Source organism: Oscillospiraceae bacterium, assembly GCA_009780275.1.
In the GTDB taxonomy this organism is placed as follows: domain Bacteria; phylum Bacillota; class Clostridia; order Oscillospirales; family UBA929; genus WRAI01.
In genome coordinates, this window is record WRAI01000021.1 from 1 (window position 1) to 17,226 (window position 17,226).

Genomic DNA, 17,226 nt, shown 5'->3' on the forward strand with positions numbered 1-17,226 from the left:
AGGTCATAAAATCGTTGGTCGTTACGGCACGCACGGCGACGACATAGTTGTAAGTGCGCTTGCCGCCCTTGATGCCGACGGAAAGCGTGTCGGTCAGCAGCGCGAAATATTGGCCGGGGCGCTTGGGTATATTAAATACAACCCGTCGGAGGGTTGCACCTTACCCCGCGTTGTGAAAAAAGAGATACAGCCCTTGGAAGACGCTCAAATTAACGCTTTTATGAAAGCTGTGCAAGGTCACAGGTTTGAAGCGATTTATACGGTTACGCTCTTTACAGGGCTGCGACAAGGTGAAGTGCTTGGTTTGACATGGGACTGTATCGACTTTGAGAATGGCGTTATTGTAGTCAATAAGCAGTTGCAGAAAGAAAAGGAAAAAGGCGGCAAATTCTATTTCACGACGCTGAAAAATGATAAGGTACGGCGCATTGCGCCAGCCGATTACGTCATGCGCCTGTTATTCGCACACAAGGGCGCACAGCTTGCCATGAAACGCACGGCAGGGCAGGCATGGGACAGCAAGGACAATCTTGTGTTTACAAACGAGTTGAGCGACAATCTAGTACACGGTACGGTATATAAGAACTTCAAACGCATTGTTGACGGCATTGGCGCACCTGCGGCACGTTTTCACGATTTACGCCACAGTTACGCAGTGGCGGCGTTTACCCTTGACGTATACGGTCATGTTACCGAGCGCATGAAGAAAGAGAGTGCCGCTCGAATGGACGCATATATCAAAAACGTTCAAAATCTGTAAAGGGTATATTAGAGGGTACAGCCCCATTTTTAGACAAATAACAAAGCCTGTAACCATTGCAGTTACAGGCTTTGTCTGTGGCGGAGAAGGAGGGATTTGAACCCTCGCGCCGCTTTCACGACCTACACCCTTAGCAGGGGCGCCTCTTCGGCCTCTTGAGTACTTCTCCACGTCGATGATTTCTTATTCATCGACAATGATTGTACCATGTTGCGAGGCGGTTGTCAAGCCGTGTTTTAGTCGGCTTTCTTCATCCGACTAAACCGCACAATCAAGCATATCAACAGCAACAGAGTAAAGCCGGTTGCCATCAGCGCTACACCCCATAGCGGAATGTGATTGTCGCCCAACCAAAGTTCGATACCAAAGCCGCGCGCCACTTCGCCGCTGATGTCTTGGTGGGTTAGTGGTGTTACGTCCGACAAGGTGTGCAGGAATGCTTGGCGTGATAGGACGGTCAGCTGTGCGAATGGCATTGCACTGAAAAAGTCGCCTACGACTTGACCAAACATCCCTAACGGCACATACGCGCCGCTGACAAAGCCGCTGAATGTGCCGACAATTGTACCGATTGCATTTAGTGTTGTTTCCGATTTCAAAAAAGAGATGATTAATAGCATAAAGACATTGCCGAAAATCAAAGAGCCGATTGTGACGAGGGAAATGAGCCCAAATTGTGCCAGCGTAAAGCTCACGCCATACATTGCCATGAAATAGACTTGGAAAAAGGCGACAAAACCGAGCAGCGCCGTGAAGCCGAGCAAAAACGAGGAGAGCAAGTAAGATGAGAGCAATCCGTTGCGCTTCATGGGCGACACCAAGAAATCAGACAGTACGTTTTTTTCGCGGTCGGATACCATCAATGCCAGTGTTGACAGGGATAGTGTAATGGCACCGATGGGAATAATGGCGGCAAACATCAGGCTGTCGGCGAGCCATTGCAGGTTTTCACGCGGCACGGTCATGCCTAACTCTTCGGTGGTGATGTGTGTCCAGTTGTCGGTATAGACGTTGCGGAAGATGGCGAAGTGTAAGGCAATCAAAATGATGACAGCCAGCAGTGAGAAGAAAATATTGCCTTTTGTGCGGTAGAAGATTTTTATGTCGCGGATCACGAGGCTTTTCAAATGGTTCATTCTGCCTTCCTCCCCACTACGTTTAAGAATACGCTGTCCATGCTGCCTTTTTCCATTTCAAAGCTGTCCAGATAGGGCTTTACTTTGGATAGTAGGTCGATGGCTTCTATGCCGTTTTTCAGTTTTACGATGTAAGTGTCGGCAATGAGATCGTAATTCTGCAAATGTTGTTCCAACGCGGCGTTGGCGCCGCCTTTGACGACAAGGCGCAAAATATCTGTTGAATACTGCGTTTTCAGTCGTTGCGGTGTGTCGATGCAGAGAATTTTGCCGTTGTCCATAATGGCGACGCGGTCGGCGTGTTCGGTTTCCTCCATGTAGTGGGTGGTAAGGAACACTGTCATGCGCGATTCTTTGCGGATGTCTTCGATGGTCTCCCATAGTTCAATGCGGCTTTGGGGGTCAAGGCCGGTGGTCGGCTCATCAAGGAACAAAATGCTGGGAGAGGCTATTAAAGCGCGTGCGATATCGCACTTGCGTCGCTGGCCGCCGGATAGCTTGCCGTATGGCTGCTTGAGGAAACTTGTCATAGACAGTCGTTCGGCGAGCGCAGTCAAACGCTTCTTAGCATTTGATGCGCTGAGACCGTACAAGGCGGCGCGGCTGATGACGTTTTCTTCAGCTGTCAGCACGTTGTCCAGCACATTGCCTTGAAAGACAACGCCGATTTTTTGTCGGATGGCATTATCGTCTTGGCCGAGAGCTATGCCGTCGAGCATGACATTGCCGGAGGTCTTTTGCACCAGCGTACAAATGATATTGATGGTGGTGCTTTTGCCTGCGCCGTTGACGCCCAATAGGCAGAACAGCTCGCCGGCATTGACGTTGAAACTGATGCCGTCGACGGCATTTGTGGCTGCTGTGGCGTAACGTTTGATTAAGTTTTGGATGGATAATATGCTCACGATAGCCTCCTATGTTATAGGGCACCCTTGTGCGTCCCGTAAAATGGTGAGTGGGCAGATATTCAACGAGATGCGCGGGGGTGTGTCCGCTATGAAATCTTAAAATAGTATATCATAAAAAATCATGCTGGACAAGCCTTTGTTTGTCGTGTATAATACATGTTAACATAGCATACATTCTATATACAAAAGCAGGAGGCAACCATCATGGCAACGACAATTATTTTGGCGAGCATCGGCGTAGTGGTGCTTATTCTTATCTTAACGGGACTGTTTACTGTGCAGCAGCAAACGGTCGCCATCATTGAACGGTTTGGCAAATTTAAACGGGCTGTCAATGCGGGGTTGCATTTGCGTTTTCCGCTGGGCATTGACCGCGTGGTCTATCGCGTGCAACTGCGTGTACAGCAAAACCACATTATTATTGAAACAAAAACGCGTGACAATGTGTTTGTGCATATGAACGTTGCCGTGCATTATCAAGTTGACCCGGGGAAAGTCAAAGAGGCATATTATTCGCTGGTTGATCCGGTGCGGCAGTTGACATCCTATGTTGAGGATGCCATTCGCTCATCGTTGCCGAAATATACGCTCGATGAGTCGTTTGAGCGCGAGGATGATATTGCCGGTGATGTGCATAAACAGCTCAGTGAAGAGATGGCGAAGTTTGGCTACATCATTATCCGCACATTGATTACGGCGATTGAACCGGCGGCCGGCGTTAAAGACGCTATGAACGCCATTAATGCGGCACAGCGCCAAAAAATGGCGGCGCAGGAGCTGGCAAACGCCGATAAAATTCGTGTCGTCACTGCCGCTGAGGCTGAGGCTGACCGTAACCGTTTGCACGGCGAGGGCATTGCCAATCAACGCAAGGCCATCATTGACGGGTTGAACAGTTCGTTCGGCGAGTTGAAGTCGACGGGGCTGAGCGAAAAAGATGTTATGAGCATTCTGTTGACCGAGCAGTATCTTGATATGATGGGTTCGTTTGCCCGTGAGGGAACGCATACGATTTTGCTGCCAAGCAACGCAATGGGCGCGGAGGATATTCGCACACAGCTTTTGAGCGCTTTTGCCGCCAATCAGGAGAAAGTGACAAAATCTAGGGCTAAGGCGGCGGCTGATAAGTAAGTATTTTTTGTGAAGTAAAGCCCCCATAGGATAGCGCCGGGAAGGCACTGTCTTACGGGGGCTGATTTTTGTGTGTAGGCCTATACCGTGCCTGCTATGTCCTCGCCGTCTATGAAGAGTTTGTAGCGCTTAGTCGTGAACTTTAACACGCAGTAGTTGGGGTCGTCCGACCCTGTGAAGTGATGTGAGAGACCGTCATACCACATTTCGCGCTTTACGTCAGCTGCGGTGATGATCTCTATTTCGCCGACCAGGTTGATGCAGTGTTCGGCGGTGCCGAAACAGACGCTGGCACGATTGCATTTAGCAGCTCTTTTTGCTCTGTTTTCGTCGAGCATTGTGCCGAATGTAATCCAGTTGATATCTTCTGACCTTGACGGCATCATGATTGAAGCAGTGGGAAAGCCCTCTTCGTCGATCAGCGAAAGAGTGCATATCCCAAAGCCTGTTTTGCCGCGCGCAGAGTTTGCCACAATGACTTCGGCAGCTTTAGCGATCGCATTTTGTTTCATATTTCCACAACCTTTCTGCTTGAATAAGCACTGTAATTATACCTCAAAACTTACTCGTATTGATGTAAAAATCGGACATATTATTGCGATATTCTTGTGGCGTAACGCCGCATACCGACTTGAAATCGCGGGCGAAATGAGATAAGTCGTAAAACGCCATAACATCAGAAATAAACATTATGCTGTAATCGGCCTTTTTTAACAGGCGAAAGGATTTGTTGATCCGAAGCAGCCTTGAGAACGATTTTGCGCTCACGCCCACATGCTGTTTGAAAATTCGGTTCAATTGACGCTGGCTGTAATGAATGTTATCGGATACTTCTTGTATGGAGATATTGCCGGAACAAGCGATGATGTTTTGAAGTGCCGGCATTAGTTGTTGGCAGTGTGTTGTATACATGTTTTCCAGCAACAGTGTATCAAGGCTGTTTATAAGTTCGTAAATATTGCCGGCCTTTTCGATTGCGTCAGAGAGCAGCTTGCTTAATGCAAGATCAATGACTTCAAACGAAAGTGATTGATCGGCTAAATGACTTTGAGGTATGCCTGTAAGGGCGTATAGTCCGGCCGGCTTAAATTCTATGGTGACGATCATGTTAAGTTGGTTGACTTGACTGCCGTATGTATATGGTTTTGTGCCGGGACCGTCCAAATGAACGGACAAATTTTGATTGTTGTTTTCAATGGAAATGGTCGCACATCCGGATGGTATGGCAGTAAAACCGTTAGGGATGATATCTCTTGTAGGAAAAGTAATGTTATAATTTGAAATGTATTCCCTTACGTTTGGATGAGGCAACAGGCATATAAATTCATTTGTTCGGAGTAATATGCGATGCTTTTCTTCAAATGTGTGTATGTCTTTTTGTGAAATCATAGTTAGTACCCTCTATTGGACAGCGTCAAAACAAGCGTACCACAACAGTCGGCCAATGTCAACGACTATCTGTAAAGACTGGACAAGCAGGCATTTATCGGATAGAATAGGCGTATATTTTTACCGAGGTGGTTTTCATGCCGTTACGTAAAGCAAAAAAAAAGTCTGCCGTTCAACGCATTAAATGCACTGCTGTTGTGCCGGCTGCCGGCGCGTCTTCACGGTTTGGGGAGACCGCTGCCGGGACATCAAAGCTGATGGCCGAGTTTTTCGGAAAACCGGTACTTGTCTATGCATTGCAAGCTTTGCAGGACAGTCAAGCGATCGATGATGTTGTTGTCGCGGCACAGCGCGAGATGATACCGGTTATTTATGAATTGTGCAAGCAATTTGCGCTGACAAAAGTTACGAAAATTGTGTGCGGCGGTGAGAACCGTTTGCAGTCGGTGCGCGCGGCGTTGCAGGAGATTGACGATGATGTACAGTTGGTGGCCGTGCATGACGGTGCGCGACCGCTGGTACGGATGGCGGATATTGACGCTGTTGTGTCACAAGCGGCGACGTATGGTGCGGCTATTTTGGCTGTGCCGTTGAAAGATACAGTCAAAGAAGTACAGGGCGGCTTGGTTAAGCACACCATTCAACGTGCTAAATATCACGCTGTGCAGACGCCGCAGGTGTTTGATTTGCTTGTGCTGCGTGAGGCGCTGACACGGGCGGCGCGGTTGGGCGAAGATATCACAGACGATAGCATGGCGGTTGAGCGGTTGGGTGTGCCTGTGCATGTTGTGTCGGGCAGTTATGATAATATTAAAATCACCACGCCGGAGGATTTGGCTGTTGCGGCGGCGTTATGGGAGGAAATAAATGTTTAGAGTGGGACAGGGCTTTGACGCCCATCGTCTTGTCGAGGGACATAAGCTTATCCTTGGTGGGGTGGCCGTGCCGCACGACAAAGGGTTGTTGGGGCATTCCGATGCCGATGTGTTGGTTCACGCCATTTGCGACGCGCTGCTCGGCGCATTAGCGTTGGGTGATATTGGCAAGCACTTTCCACCGACTGACCCGCAGTATAAAGATTGTGACAGTATGGTATTGCTGCGTGCCGTGGGTGAATTGCTGGCGGGAAAAGGGTATGCAATCTCCAATGTTGACAGCACCATTGTTGCGCAAGTGCCCAAGTTGGCACCGTATATGGGAACAATGCGTGTGAATATCGCTGCTGTGCTAGGCCTTTCGCCCGATGTCATCAGCGTTAAAGCAACGACTGAAGAAAGCATGGGGTATACGGGGCGCAGTGAGGGGATTAGTGCGATGGCGGTTTGCTTAATCGCGGAAGGATAAGAGGACAAAATGCCTAAGCAAAAGCTAATTATAATCAGTGGCTCGCCTTGTGTTGGCAAGACCACGGTGGCGGAGCAGCTATTCGAATCACTTGAAAATTGCGCCCACCTGGATGGCGACTGGGTATGGCGCATCAATCCGTTTTCAATCGCTGATCCAAGGCTGCGCAACGGCGATAAAAATATGTCCTTTGTGTTGTCCACGTACTTAAATTCGGATTTTGAGTATGTGATTTTTTCTTCGGTGGTGGCAATGTATAAGCATATTCGCGAGCCGATATTGCGGGATATTACAGCAAAGAATTTTATGACCATTGGCTTTACGCTGACTTGCTCGGAAGAAACGCTGACAGTGCGACATAAGAATCGTGGCGATGATGGCGAGGTGGATTTTCGATGGCTGCGAGAAGCACCGTATCCGAATGATTATGTCATCCACACTGATGGCAAAATGGCAGCACAAATTGTTGCCGAAATAAAAGGGATAATTGGGTAGTGAAAATGGAGCTATTTACGAAAGATTTGGCGTTGCGAACGGTTGAAATGCGTGACATTGAGGAAGTTGCGCGCATGTGGGCGTTGCATCGTATCGAGTTCAAGTGAGAGCCAAAATGGTCCTTTATAAATATGATGAGGAAAGCGGCGACCCACTATTTTATACGGATAAAGATATTTATTTCAAAATGAAGGATTTCCACGGGCATTAGAGGACAACAGGATTATAGTTGCTGAAATGCATTGCGCTTTACTGCCGAAATAATCCCTACTGCCAAAAACATCGTGACAACAGAGCTGCCGCCGTAGCTGAAAAATGGTAATGTCAAGCCAATTACCGGTGCGATGCCAAGGCACATACCAACATTGATAAAGAGCTGGAACATTATCATGGCGCCGATGCCGGCGCAGATGAGCCGCTCGTTCATGTCGTGCGCACGGAGAGACATAGACAAGCATCGCCATGTGATGGCCAGCAGCAGCAAGAGAATTACACCTGTGCCGATGATGCCCAATTCCTCACCAGCAACGCTGAAAATAAAATCGGTGTGTCCGAATGGCAGACGTTGGCTTTGCGTTTGCGCGCCGTTGAAGAGTCCCATGCCTGTTATGCCGCCGTTGCGCAGCGCAATTTGCGATTGCGCGGTTTGCCAGCCGAAGCCCAGCGGGTCGCGTTCGGGGTCAAGAATGAGAAGAATGCGCTCCTTTTGGTGGGATTGGAAGACAAAATGCCACAGCACCGGCAATGCCGCAACGCCTATACCGGCGGCACCGAGTATCCACAGCAAGTGCAGACCTGAACACAGCGCCATAACGAGAAAGATAAAGACATACACCACCGCCATGCCCATGTCATCTGATGCGAACAAAATCAGTCCGCACATAAAGCCGACATGCAGCCCCAGTGACAGTACGCTAAGCGTGTGGTTGAGGCGCTTGTCCAACGCCGTGAAATGTGCGGCGAGCAGTAAAATAAATGTAACTTTGACAACTTCGGCGGGTTGGATGTTAAAGGGCAAAAATGGAAACACCAGCCAGTTTCGATTTCCGCTGCCGTTGTCTTGCCCCCAGATAAAGAGCAACGCGATGAACAGCACATTGAAAATTGCCAGCAAGAACCAGAGTTTGCTGTATGTCGCGGGTTTGATGCAGGTGATGGCGATATAGAGGATCAGCCCCAGCGCGATGGCAGTGGCTTGAATGGTTATCATTTGGCGTGCGGCGGCGAATGAGCGTGCGGCCGATATGATGAGCAGTAAGCCGTAGAGCGCGGCGATGAGGCTGAGTGCGAGCAGCAGTATGTCGGCACGGCGAAAGAAGTTTGTGAGGACAGTTTTCATACTTTTATTTTTGCCAAATTTATGATATGATAGACGCTAGTTGGCATAATGGTGTGCGATGCAGGAAGTTTATGTTATCTTCAAAAAACCTCTTGACTCTTCCTTTGGGGAAGAGTTTATAATATGCTTATCTCCGCGAAATAATAGAAACGAGGACAAGCATAATGAGCAACCTAATCAAAATCAAAGACGTGTCTAACAAGTACGACATAACTGCACGTACTCTGCGGTATTACGAGGACATGGGACTAATCGAAAGCAACCGAGCCGACGATTACGCCTACCGCTTGTATGACGACAATGCCGTGCGGCGAATTGAACAAATTCTTATCCTACGCAAACTTAACATCAGCATCAAAGATATACAACGCATTTTCGCTGCTCCCGACTCCGGCGCGGTGCTGGAAGTGTTGGATAAGAAAGTGCAAAACATAGACGATGAAGTTGCGTTGTTGCATGAACTGAAAGACATTGTGCTAGACTTTATCCGTGAAATTGAGCAAGTAAATTTTACCGACAATTCCGATGTAAAGCAGCTCTACGACAAGGCAAAAGAGATTGAAACACAGTTAGTCAGCGTGGATTATATCGGCAAGCCGTCTAATTCTACGGTGAGCCGCTTGGCGGAAATTACGGATAAACTCGACAAGAAAATCCCCGATGTTATGATTGTTAGAGTGCCGAAATTTAGGGCAATAAGCGGCGATATTGGCGAACTCATGGGCTGGGCTTGGAGTGAGGGGCGGCTTGATACTCTTTTTAAGGATATTATTTTTGATTGTGCGGATTTCATGGTGAGGTACAGTGACAAGTTTGAGTACACGATGGCAGTAAGGGACAATATCACCGATGCCGATGTCGAACCGTATAAAATACACGATTTTGAAGGTGGACTATATGCCGTTGCTGTCAGCATTAACGAAGACCACGAGAGCATAGGCAAAGTTGAGGACAAAATTTGCGAACGACTTAACAATACTACAAACTTCGTTTATGATGATAGCCGAGGTGTGTTGGGTACGATGCCGTACCTTAACGAGTCGGAGGACGATGAAATAAAACGCGGACTCGGCTATTTCCAACTCTATCGGTTCGTGCCGATAAAATTAAAGGACGGCGTGTAAAATGAAAATACACAAAATACCGCTTGAAGCAATTACATCAGACGGCATAAATAAGTTTGGCAAGCCCAAGAAAGGCGTAAAAATACGAGTTGAAAACGGCGAATTGCATATCCCCGCCGATGAATCAATCCTCGGCAAAGCAAAACATCATGTCTATGTGCCGGGCAATTATAAGTTGCCGTTCCGCATTGACATGACAGCCAAAACCGAAAGTTTGGCGGCAAAATTAACTGACATGGTATCGCAGTTGACTCTATTAGTTGGCTGTGGTATGGTATATTTCAATGGCGGTCACACAAGCGCAACCGATTTCTTAGTGCCAGCCAAAGGCTCATCTGTCGGTGATGCCAAGTTGACGAGTTTCGTGGCTTATAATGACATGCCGTTGAGAGATTTTGCAGACATATCGGTTTTCGTCGGTAGAAAAATGTTGTGGGCTACTGTCAACGGACAAATCTGTTTTGCTTCGGACAAAATGCCGTACATGGAACTATTGGACGACCAAACTGTTGATATTGCCATCAGCGGCGGCACACATACCATGTTGACAATCAGTACATTGACAATTACCGAATATGAAAACGACGAGCCGGAGATTCCTGTCGTACTCGCCAATCTGCCCGAAATATCGTCGTTTGAAATGTATATCAACGGCTTGCCGCCCGAAGTGCATGATGAATTACGCAAGACCGACGAATTTTTACTGAATGATATGAAAAAGAGCCTGAAACTTCGGCGGAGTATTGACAAAGGCGGGCATTTACTGTATCAATCGCCATGTGGATTTCACTATCGCATTCGAGAGTTCGGCGTACATAATTGCCATGAAACGCATTGGGTCAAGAGTGCAAACAAGCCGGACTTTACAAGCGAAGCGTTGAATAAATTAGCCGAAACATCACCGGATTTGGCGAATGAAATGTTTGCGCGATTATTAGTTTGTACACCTCATGCGCGTGACTGCGGACGCAGGACAAGTGTCAGTTTCAATGGGCAGACAAGACAAGTTTGCGCCGGTAGAATTGAGCTTGAAATGTTGCCGGAACGGTTTGACGATGTGCGGAAGTATATCGCGGTGGTTGGTGAGGTTGTTACGCAAAAGCAGGGATGCAAATAATTATAACCCCGTGCCCAAAATGCGGTTATCAATATCAATCAAAGTTTATATTTTACGAAGGGATAAAAATTATGGATTTGAACATGAAAACAGAAAGTGAACGGCAGTGGGCACTTCAAATGTTTAATGAAAATGCGGAAAATTACGATAAATACGAACCAAATTACCCGGAGGCGCTAGTCGAAACAATTATAAATAAAGCCAACTTAACTTCCGGTTCAAAACTGCTTGAAATAGGTTCGGGGAACGGTAGAGCCACTGCACAATTTGCGAACTTTGGGTTCGAGATAGTATGTATTGAACCCGGTATTGACATGATTGAGAAAGCAAAAGCCAAATTAAAAGATAAAAATATAAAGTTTATTCATTCGCGGTTTGAGGACTATGCTGCGCCGTCAGAATATTTTGACGCGGTTATTTCAGCGCAGGCATTCCATTGGGTTTCTCAGCCGCTTGGCTATGAAATATGCTCAAAAACACTAAAAAAAAGCGGATATCTAGCCCCATTTTGGTATATAGAGCTTTTCGGCGATTCTGATTTAGACAGAGAGCTTTGGGCTATTATAGAGAAATATAACGCATATGTGTCCTGTATGCGGGAAGCGGATTATGCTAACCGAATGGAAGCTGTTGCTTCAAAGATTGTTTCGAGCGGCTTGTTTTCAAAACCTAAAATCATTCATTCGTGCCTAGATAAAAATTACATGGCAGATGACTATTTTAATTATTTGGACTCTCATGGCGTTTTCGATAAACAGCCTGATGAAGTAAAACAAGCGTGTTGCGAAGAATTGCTAAAATTATCTGATAAATATAACGGTATAAAGCGGCACTATACTTGTGAGCTGTATTTAACGCAAAAAATATAAAGCCATATATAAGCATTAGCAGAAGTTGCACCCCTAGCGCAGATATCATAAACGGAGACCTATCATGCGAACAACGACTCACAGCGAAGTCCAGACCGAAGTCTTTGCCCAACAATTTGCCAAACGCCTGAAATGCGGCGATATTGTGGCACTGTTGGGTGGCATCGGCGCGGGCAAAACGGCGTTTACACGCGGGCTTTGTGTTGGTTTGGGCTATGGCGGACGCGTGACCAGTCCGACGTTTAATTTGTTGCATGAGTATTGCGGCGATGTGTGTGTAAGGCATTATGATTTATATCGCATCAACGGCGCGGAGGACTTGGAAGAGTTGGGGTTTTGGGATGGGATTGACGATTGCATTACTGTGATTGAGTGGAGCGAGCGGGTGTTGGATGTGCTGTCAAGCGACTGTTGGCGTGTGGAAATTATGAGAATCGGCGATGAAGAACGGCAGATTGAAATCATAGGGCACGAGGAGAATTATACATTATGATATTAGGTTTGGATAGTTCATCGAAAACGGGTGCGGCGGCACTTATGTGTGACGGCGAAATGATTGCGCGAGCATTTTGTGACAAGGGATTGACGCATAGTCAGACATTTTTGCCGATGATTGCTGAAATGCTTGATAGCGTTAATGTAAAGCCAACGGCATTGACAGGTGTTGCCGTGACGGTTGGACCCGGCTCGTTTACCGGTTTGCGCATTGGCCTGGCGACAGCACAGGCGTTGGCTTGGCCGGATTTGCCGTGCGTGGGCGTGTCGTCGCTGTATGCGGCGGCGCAGGGTGTTGTTGCCAGCAACGGTCTAATTTGCGCTTGCATGGACGCGCGGCGAGGGCAGGTGTACAATGCGTTATTCCGCGCTGAAAACGGCGTGTTGATACGGCTTTGCGATGATCGTGCTTTGCCGATGGAGGAATTGTTTGCCGAGGGGCTGGACAACCCCATGTTCATCGGTGACGCGGCGACAATGTGCGCAGCGGCGTATGACAAGCCGCACCGTGCAGTTGATATGCCGTACATACAAGGAGAGGCTGTTTGTCAAGCGGCATGGCCGTATTTTCAGCGTGGCGAAACGGTGTTGTGTCACGCGTTGACGCCGAATTATTTAAGGATGTCGCAGGCCGAGCGGGAGGCGATGTAGACATAGCAGAAATTATGTTAGTAGCGACATTGCTTCTTTGTGCAGGCTTGTTTCTGTGGTCTAAGCTACATATAAGCCGCGGAATACACTCTAAAGTTGAATCAATCGGCGGAAAAGTAGTCGCCATTCGGCGCGATGGGAGGATTGACAGTCCATTTCGCGATGACACAAGGATAATTTTGGGCAATATTTATCTCGTTGAATATGAAATGCAAGGGCAACGGCGGGAGGGCTGGGTAATGCTCAACGGCATTAGACATAAAACGTTTGAATGGCGGCTGTAAATTCTCGCTAAGCGTGCAAAACCCTCTCGAAATGAGTGCTTTACTTTTGTTTGTAGGCGGCGTATACTGTTAACAGAAACGTTTCGAAAATAAAGCATCATATGCTTGCCATGACCGTCATCGGTGAGAAGTATGATCCCCACCGTGACGGCTGCAATTGAAAGGGAGGCCAAAATGTCAAATTATTTTAGCGAAACAGTGAAACGCTTACGCCGCGCGCGTGACTTAACGCAAGAGCAAATGGCGGATATTTTTCATGTATCGCCGCAGTCGGTCAGCCGTTGGGAAACGGGCGTGAATTATCCCGATATTGCGCTGTTGCCGCACATCGCATGTTTTTTCGAGGTGACGGTTGATGAGCTGTTGGGTACGGAAGCAATACGCAGTGAAGAAAAAATCAAAGAATATATAAAAGATATTCGGAATTTGCTAAATTCCGGCAGACTTAACGAGGCTATTGCATTAGCGCGTAAGGCGACAACACAATACCCGTTGCATAGTGGATTGCATTATCATCTTTTACAGGCATTATGCCAAGAGCCTGAAAAGCATAAAGATGAAATAATAATAGTCGGCGAAAGGCTGATAAATAATAACCCCAATAATTGGGGGATTAAATATCAGCTTGTCGAACGGTATGCCGAATGGGGAATGAAAGATAACGCGAAAAGAATCTTAGATACCATGCCGGCTGAAATATGGGATTCGCAAGAGCCGTGGGCAGGACTATTGTTAGAGGGCGAAGAATGGCTGAAAAATCAAAAGTCGCGTATCCTAAGAGCAAGATATTACTTAGAGTGGCTTATTGGTGTGTATATAGATAAAGCTGATTTGGACGCTTTGAAAAAAATTGAGCACCGAAAAGCCAAGTTGCAGATTGAAAGTCTAATAGACGAAATGGTGGGTCATTCGGTAGAGCATATTGAACTTGCATTTATAAATATCAACTTTGCCCAATCATACTGCGAAGCGGGAGATATTGAAAACGCTTTGGCGCATTTAGAAAAAGGGACGCAGGATGCCATGCACCACATTGACGTTATGGACAAAACCAACGATGATGACGGCGGTAACTATATGGCATGGTCAACACGGCGCAATCTGCCGTGGATTTTGTGGCAAGACCATCTTACCAAGCCGCAGTTTGACATCATTCGGAATGACGAGCGGTTTGTCAAGTGTTTTGAGTGGCTGAAAGCTAATTCAAAAGAGTTGACGTAGGGCAGGGGCTTTGCCCCTGCCGTAAAATAATTTTCACAGTTTACATAATCCAACACATATTGACAGTCATAATGGGTATACTAAGTCATGGACAAGTTGTCCATGACTTTTTTATACATAGGAGTGATAAAATGTTCTTTGAGTGTGTGGGCAGCCAGGATACCGTGACGTTAAAGCTTAAAGGGGAGTTGGACCACCACGCCGCCATGCAGACTTTGCGGCAGGTCAGTGAGCAAATCGACAATCGGCGCCCGACAGAATTGTGCATTGATATGCGCGGCGTGAGTTTTATGGACAGCTCTGGCATTGCTGTACTGTTGGGGTCGTATCGGCGGATGATGGAAATCGGCGGTACATTTAAGGCTGTCGGTGTCAGTGATCAGGCGCGCCGCGTACTGGCGACAGCGGGGGTGGATAGATTGATTAAGCTAGGGTGACGGGGTGGTTCCACGCATGGTGCGCTAATCATACATCACAAAGGAGATTACATACTAATGAAAAAAAGAACAATCATCAATCAAATGGCGATGGATTTTGTCAGTCGTTCCATCAATGAATCGTTTGCGCGGACGGCGGTGTCAGCATTTACGGCGCAGCTTGACCCGACGCTGGAAGAGATTAACGACATCAAGACTTCGGTCAGTGAAGCGGTGACAAACTGCATTGTACACGGCTATCCAGATCAAATCGGGCGCGTTTGGGTCAAAGTGCGACTGTACGACGACGGGCTGATGGAAATTATCGTGCGTGACAAGGGCGTAGGCATTGCTGATATTCCAGAGGCGCGGCGACCGCTTTTCACTACCGGCGGCGCCGAACGCAGCGGCATGGGCTTTACCATTATGGAGAGCTTTATGGACAGCTTGCGCGTGCGCAGTATTGTTGGTAAGGGCACGACTGTTACGATGGCGCGCCGCATTGTACCGCGTATGTCAGGACGATGAGCGCTTTAGCTGAGCGGCAGACAAGTCAGGCTGAATTGCTCAAAAAAGCGCGTGAAGGTGATAGCCAAGCACGCGCTGAGGTACTCGAACAAAACGGCGGACTTATTTGGAGCATCGTTCGCCGCTATTTTGGTCGCGGCGTTGATGTCGAAGATTTGTATCAGTTAGGGTGTATCGGTTTTATTAAAGCCATTGACGGTTTTGACGATGCCTATGGCACGCAATTTTCTACTTATGCGGTGCCAAAGATTGCGGGAGAGATCCGGCGCTTTTTGCGCGACGACGGCGCAATCAAGGTCAGCCGTGGGCTGAAAGAACAGGCCTATGCCATCAAGCGGGCACGGGAGGCATTTTTGGCAAAGCATGGGCGTGAGCCGACTGTGTCGGAATTATCCGAGGTGTGCGGGTTGACTGTGCAAGATATCGCGGCGGCGGAATTGGCGACTGAACCAATGCAATCGCTGCAGGGCGCCGCCGATGAGGGTGTTGCCTTGGAACAGACGCTGGGCAACGATGGCATTGAAGATGCTTTGGTTGAACGCATGGCATTGCGGCAGGCGTTGCAAACTCTGCCAGAGCGCGAGCGCATGGTTGTTGAATTGCGCTACTTTCGCGGCATGACGCAGCAAAATGTCGCCAAAATCATGGGTGTATCACAGGTGCAGGTGAGCCGTATCGAGCGGCGCAGTTTGGCGTTGTTGCGCGAGGAAATGGGTTAGAAAATCATGCCGCCCAGTAAGTATTCGCGCATAGTGAAGAGCAGTCCGGCGAAGAAGGCGAGAGCGAATAGGATGCCTGCAATGCGCCATTTAGCAGCAAAGTGACCCAGGAAAATAAACACCGGTGCGGCAGCGACGATGTAGCGGCCGCCGCTGAGCAGCCATGATACGGCGAACGACATAAAGATATAACCCAGCACATAGACGATATATGTCGAACTCAAACGCTTGATGGCGGCATATGTGAGTGCCGCAATGGCGAGTGTAAAGGCGAGAATGTTGGGGATAAATATGGCATTGGCAAGGTGCGGCTGTGCCGCGATATTTTCAAATTGAGCGAAAAGAACGCTGCCAAAGTAAGCGAACTCATTGTGCCAGTGGGTTTGTTGGTAGTACATGAAGCGGAACGGGTCGCCAGAGATATACCAGTTGATGGCCAAATAGACGAGGCCGCCAACAAGCATGACGGCAATCCATGCGCCTTTGCGGGCAAGTATACAAAAAAAAGTTTTCCATTTGGTGGTGCGGAGGAGCGCGACTAGTTTTTCGTGCGCAATTAGCTCAATGATGGCGGCGACGATTAAGATAATGCCGGCCATGCGCGTCATAATGGCAAAGGCGCCGGCAATGCCAGCGAGGTGCCATTTGTGCGTGCGAATATAGTATAGGGTCATGACTGTTGTGAGCAAGAAGAGGCTTTCGGTCATAGGCACGCCGAAGAAAAAAGAGTGGGGGGCGATGGATATAAAAATCAGCGTCCACCAAGCGGCCGATGCACTGAATTCGAGCCGTACCAAGCGGTATAGGTAGCACAGCGCGGCGGCGAAGCTGACGAATGATACGATATAGGCTGAGACGAGATAGTGTCCCAGTAAAAGGTTGATTAACCCGACAAGCCAGCCATACAGTGGGAAGAAGACCAAGAGCAAGTGGTTGCCGTTTTCTGTCCAGCCATAGCCGACGGTGGCTAAATGCAGATAGTGATTTGAGTCGCCGCGTCGGAATGAGTAGTTAAAAAGCTCAGCTATCGTGATAGAATAGCCCTCTGACGACACGAGGATAAACCCGATGACAGGAATGAGCAAGCGCACGCCCAAGGTGAAGAGGAGGATTTTGCCGTAGGGTGTTTTTTCTTGCGCGACGGGGGTGCATAGCTCTGATATATCCTTTGCGGGAGATGTGTCCCCGGTGGCTTGTTTATTGTTTGAAACACGATAAATGCGAATTAAGGTCAGCAGAGCGATGCCCCAAAAGAGAGCGTGCAATGCGTAGGCATAAAACAGACCCAAGAGCGCCATAA

21 protein-coding genes and 1 tRNA gene are annotated in these 17,226 nt (G+C 48.1%); 15 read left to right on the top strand and 7 right to left on the bottom strand.

Annotated elements, in window-relative coordinates:
* Positions 1 to 220 precede the first annotated feature (220 nt).
* Complete coding sequence (locus tag FWE06_07155; GenBank protein ID MCL2546954.1) at positions 221 to 760, top strand: site-specific integrase; 540 nt, start codon at positions 221 to 223, stop codon at positions 758 to 760.
* 78 nt (positions 761 to 838) lie between these two features.
* Here the strand turns inward: FWE06_07155 and FWE06_07160 are convergent.
* From FWE06_07160 to FWE06_07170, 3 genes are all read right to left on the bottom strand, one after another.
* Positions 839 to 929 (bottom strand) — tRNA-Ser (locus FWE06_07160).
* A 67-nt stretch (positions 930 to 996) separates the two neighbouring features.
* A complete protein-coding gene (locus FWE06_07165) occupies positions 997 to 1,896 on the bottom strand; it encodes an ABC transporter permease (GenBank protein MCL2546955.1) in 900 nt (299 codons plus the stop codon).
* Positions 1,893 to 2,801 (bottom strand): ABC transporter ATP-binding protein, encoded by a 909-nt coding sequence (locus tag FWE06_07170; GenBank protein MCL2546956.1) that lies wholly within the window; start codon positions 2,799 to 2,801, stop codon positions 1,893 to 1,895. The genes FWE06_07165 and FWE06_07170 overlap by 4 nt, the downstream gene beginning before the upstream one ends.
* Before the next feature lie 207 nt (positions 2,802 to 3,008).
* Here FWE06_07170 and FWE06_07175 point away from each other — a divergent pair, with 207 nt between their 5' ends.
* Entirely contained in the window at positions 3,009 to 3,935 is a 927-nt protein-coding gene (locus tag FWE06_07175; GenBank protein ID MCL2546957.1) for an SPFH domain-containing protein, read from the top strand.
* 80 nt (positions 3,936 to 4,015) lie between these two features.
* Here the strand turns inward: FWE06_07175 and FWE06_07180 are convergent, their stop codons facing one another.
* Entirely contained in the window at positions 4,016 to 4,447 is a 432-nt protein-coding gene (locus tag FWE06_07180; GenBank protein ID MCL2546958.1) for a pyridoxamine 5'-phosphate oxidase family protein, read from the bottom strand.
* Positions 4,448 to 4,490: 43 nt separating this feature from the next.
* Positions 4,491 to 5,324 (bottom strand): helix-turn-helix transcriptional regulator, encoded by an 834-nt coding sequence (locus tag FWE06_07185; protein MCL2546959.1) that lies wholly within the window; start codon positions 5,322 to 5,324, stop codon positions 4,491 to 4,493.
* Between the two features lie 137 nt (positions 5,325 to 5,461).
* Here FWE06_07185 and ispD point away from each other — a divergent pair, with 137 nt between their 5' ends.
* Genes ispD through FWE06_07200 form a run of 3 tightly spaced genes read left to right on the top strand, consistent with a single transcriptional unit; the run spans position 5,462 to position 7,163 of the window.
* Positions 5,462 to 6,199, top strand: a complete 738-nt coding sequence (gene ispD, locus FWE06_07190; GenBank protein ID MCL2546960.1) for a 2-C-methyl-D-erythritol 4-phosphate cytidylyltransferase — start codon at positions 5,462 to 5,464, stop codon at positions 6,197 to 6,199.
* Positions 6,192 to 6,668, top strand: coding sequence for a 2-C-methyl-D-erythritol 2,4-cyclodiphosphate synthase (ispF, locus tag FWE06_07195; GenBank protein ID MCL2546961.1), 477 nt, complete (start codon positions 6,192 to 6,194; stop codon positions 6,666 to 6,668). Before ispD ends, ispF begins: the two co-directional genes overlap by 8 nt.
* A 9-nt stretch (positions 6,669 to 6,677) precedes the next feature.
* The gene (locus FWE06_07200) at positions 6,678 to 7,163 is read left to right on the top strand and encodes an AAA family ATPase (GenBank protein MCL2546962.1); all 486 of its coding nucleotides are present in this window, start codon (positions 6,678 to 6,680) and stop codon (positions 7,161 to 7,163) included.
* 223 nt (positions 7,164 to 7,386) lie between these two features.
* Here FWE06_07200 and FWE06_07205 read toward each other — a convergent pair whose 3' ends face one another.
* Complete coding sequence (locus tag FWE06_07205) at positions 7,387 to 8,502, bottom strand: FtsW/RodA/SpoVE family cell cycle protein (GenBank protein ID MCL2546963.1); 1,116 nt, start codon at positions 8,500 to 8,502, stop codon at positions 7,387 to 7,389.
* A 164-nt stretch (positions 8,503 to 8,666) separates the two neighbouring features.
* Here FWE06_07205 and FWE06_07210 point away from each other — a divergent pair, with 164 nt between their 5' ends.
* From FWE06_07210 to FWE06_07255, 10 genes are all read left to right on the top strand, one after another.
* Positions 8,667 to 9,626, top strand: coding sequence for a MerR family transcriptional regulator (locus FWE06_07210; GenBank protein ID MCL2546964.1), 960 nt, complete (start codon positions 8,667 to 8,669; stop codon positions 9,624 to 9,626).
* Position 9,627: 1 nt separating this feature from the next.
* Entirely contained in the window at positions 9,628 to 10,743 is a 1,116-nt protein-coding gene (locus FWE06_07215; protein ID MCL2546965.1) for a hypothetical protein, read from the top strand.
* Positions 10,744 to 10,814: 71 nt separating this feature from the next.
* Positions 10,815 to 11,612 (top strand): class I SAM-dependent methyltransferase, encoded by a 798-nt coding sequence (locus FWE06_07220; GenBank protein ID MCL2546966.1) that lies wholly within the window; start codon positions 10,815 to 10,817, stop codon positions 11,610 to 11,612.
* Positions 11,613 to 11,676: 64 nt separating this feature from the next.
* Positions 11,677 to 12,105 (top strand): tRNA (adenosine(37)-N6)-threonylcarbamoyltransferase complex ATPase subunit type 1 TsaE, encoded by a 429-nt coding sequence (gene tsaE / locus FWE06_07225; protein MCL2546967.1) that lies wholly within the window; start codon positions 11,677 to 11,679, stop codon positions 12,103 to 12,105.
* Complete coding sequence (gene tsaB, locus FWE06_07230) at positions 12,102 to 12,758, top strand: tRNA (adenosine(37)-N6)-threonylcarbamoyltransferase complex dimerization subunit type 1 TsaB (protein MCL2546968.1); 657 nt, start codon at positions 12,102 to 12,104, stop codon at positions 12,756 to 12,758. Before tsaE ends, tsaB begins: the two co-directional genes overlap by 4 nt.
* 14 nt (positions 12,759 to 12,772) lie before the next feature.
* Positions 12,773 to 13,042 carry a hypothetical protein gene (locus tag FWE06_07235; GenBank protein ID MCL2546969.1) on the top strand — a complete coding sequence of 90 codons (270 nt, stop codon included), beginning with the start codon at positions 12,773 to 12,775 and terminating at the stop codon, positions 13,040 to 13,042.
* Between the two features lie 174 nt (positions 13,043 to 13,216).
* On the top strand, positions 13,217 to 14,263 hold the full coding sequence (locus tag FWE06_07240; protein MCL2546970.1) for a helix-turn-helix domain-containing protein: 1,047 nt from the start codon (positions 13,217 to 13,219) through the stop codon (positions 14,261 to 14,263).
* A gap of 131 nt (positions 14,264 to 14,394) precedes the next feature.
* Positions 14,395 to 14,700: an STAS domain-containing protein gene (locus FWE06_07245; GenBank protein ID MCL2546971.1), complete on the top strand. Its 306-nt coding sequence runs from the start codon at positions 14,395 to 14,397 to the stop codon at positions 14,698 to 14,700.
* Positions 14,701 to 14,772: 72 nt separating this feature from the next.
* Positions 14,773 to 15,207: an anti-sigma F factor gene (gene spoIIAB, locus FWE06_07250; protein ID MCL2546972.1), complete on the top strand. Its 435-nt coding sequence runs from the start codon at positions 14,773 to 14,775 to the stop codon at positions 15,205 to 15,207.
* Positions 15,204 to 15,926, top strand: a complete 723-nt coding sequence (locus FWE06_07255) for a sigma-70 family RNA polymerase sigma factor (GenBank protein ID MCL2546973.1) — start codon at positions 15,204 to 15,206, stop codon at positions 15,924 to 15,926. The genes spoIIAB and FWE06_07255 overlap by 4 nt, the downstream gene beginning before the upstream one ends.
* Here the strand turns inward: FWE06_07255 and FWE06_07260 are convergent.
* Complete coding sequence (locus tag FWE06_07260) at positions 15,923 to 17,224, bottom strand: glycosyltransferase family 39 protein (GenBank protein ID MCL2546974.1); 1,302 nt, start codon at positions 17,222 to 17,224, stop codon at positions 15,923 to 15,925. The two genes, FWE06_07255 and FWE06_07260, sit on opposite strands and share 4 nt — an antisense overlap.
* Between the last annotated feature and the right edge of the window lie 2 nt (positions 17,225 to 17,226).